The 1,405-nt window shown below is 37.9% G+C and carries 1 protein-coding gene; it reads right to left on the bottom strand.

Annotated elements, in window-relative coordinates; translation table 11 throughout:
* Positions 1-146: 146 nt before the first annotated feature.
* Positions 147-1,271: an IS4 family transposase gene (locus tag D8M03_RS17555; RefSeq protein ID WP_066235239.1), complete on the bottom strand. Its 1,125-nt coding sequence runs from the start codon at positions 1,269-1,271 to the stop codon at positions 147-149.
* Positions 1,272-1,405 lie beyond the last annotated feature (134 nt).

Here is a 1,405-nt window from a genome sequence, read left to right as displayed (position 1 = left end):
TCACTACCGTCGCATAAATAAGTTCTGAATTTTCAGTTTATATTTTCTGGCGTTTTAGAGAAAAAACGAAAACACCAAAGCTAAGGTAGTAAACATCCATTTTTTTACTATAACCAATGACTTGTGCAACAACGACTATCAACCCTTTACGGGACGCTCTTTCCTTGGATTTTGCGTAACCAAATGTGAGCGGATTTCCATAGGGCTGCTTTTAAATAACGGCTTATTTGTAAATAGCTTCGGTCGCTATTCGTGTTCAACTGCGCTAATACGTTCAAACAATACACAATCATCGCAATATACACTTGATTGTGTACAGCCTGTTCGCTATGACCGTAGAACTTTTTAATATTCAGATGTTGTTTCATCCATTTGAAAAACAACTCGATTGCCCAGCGTGATTTGTAAATTTCCGCAATTTCATCGGCACTTAAATCAAATCGGTTTGTCAGAAGCGAGAGTTCATTTCCTTTTGTATCGAGTAGTTTCAGAAGACGAAACACATTTTCTGAACGACTTTGGGTTGAACCAATGACCACCATTTCATCTGATAGAACGTTTGAATCTTCTGGTAAGGAAAATGTTTCAAGTACGCGTATGACGGCATTTTTCCGAAGACGTGTGACAAAGAAATAGCCATCATCCGTCATGCGATCAAAGCGCTCGTAATCCAAGTAGCCACGGTCAAACACGTAGAGGCATTCTTTATCGTCCATCAATACTTCCAACTGTAATTTATCATGTTCAATGGCGTTTGTTAGCACGGCTTGATCCGGATAGGAGAGCCCTTTTTCCATAAAAACAAGTCGAAGGTGAAGCTTTACACCCGATTTTGTCTTTCGAAATTCTGCCCACTTATGATTGGTTAAATTAAGCGGTAAGGTACTCGAATCAATGATTTTTAAAGGTGTTGTTATTTTCCTTCGTTTCTGAAAATCCGTTTTCTGATGGATTTGTGCGACTAAATCTAGAAAAATCGTTTGAAAGAAATCGGTTGGGATCGTATTGATTCGTCTGCCCAATTGGGAGAAGCTAATGGATTCTACCCCAGTTGCACGTTGCAGATCGTCTGAAAATACAGCGTCGCTCAATGCTCGTAAACTCTCCGTTTCATGAAGTTGGGCATACAATAGTAATTTCATAAAGGAAGCCATATATAGCTTCTTTGTATAGTAATTTAATTGATGTGTTTTCACCAGTTCCTCCATTAATATCAGGTTTAGTGGTGAAAACCATTGTTCAAATGATGTTTTTCGTGTAAACTTATCCATGCGATGTCCTTTATTTTGGATTTGGATCGGTTACTACCTCCAACCATTATAAGGGATTTTTTTATGCATATATGTTGTTACAGAAAATTCAGATTATAATATTGCGCCAAATTATTTTAATGCGACGCTAGTGT

It is taken from the genome of Ureibacillus endophyticus (assembly GCF_003628435.1).
In the GTDB taxonomy this organism is placed as follows: domain Bacteria; phylum Bacillota; class Bacilli; order Bacillales_A; family Planococcaceae; genus Ureibacillus; species Ureibacillus endophyticus.
The sequence above is the reverse complement of the archived record's forward strand: the minus strand, read 5'-3'. Positions and strand labels throughout refer to the sequence as shown.

Excerpts from the sequence above, each read along its gene's own strand:
- D8M03_RS17555 (WP_066235239.1), bottom strand. The coding sequence starts at position 1,271 with ATGGATAAGTTTACACGAAAAACATCATTTGAACAATGGTTTTCACCA.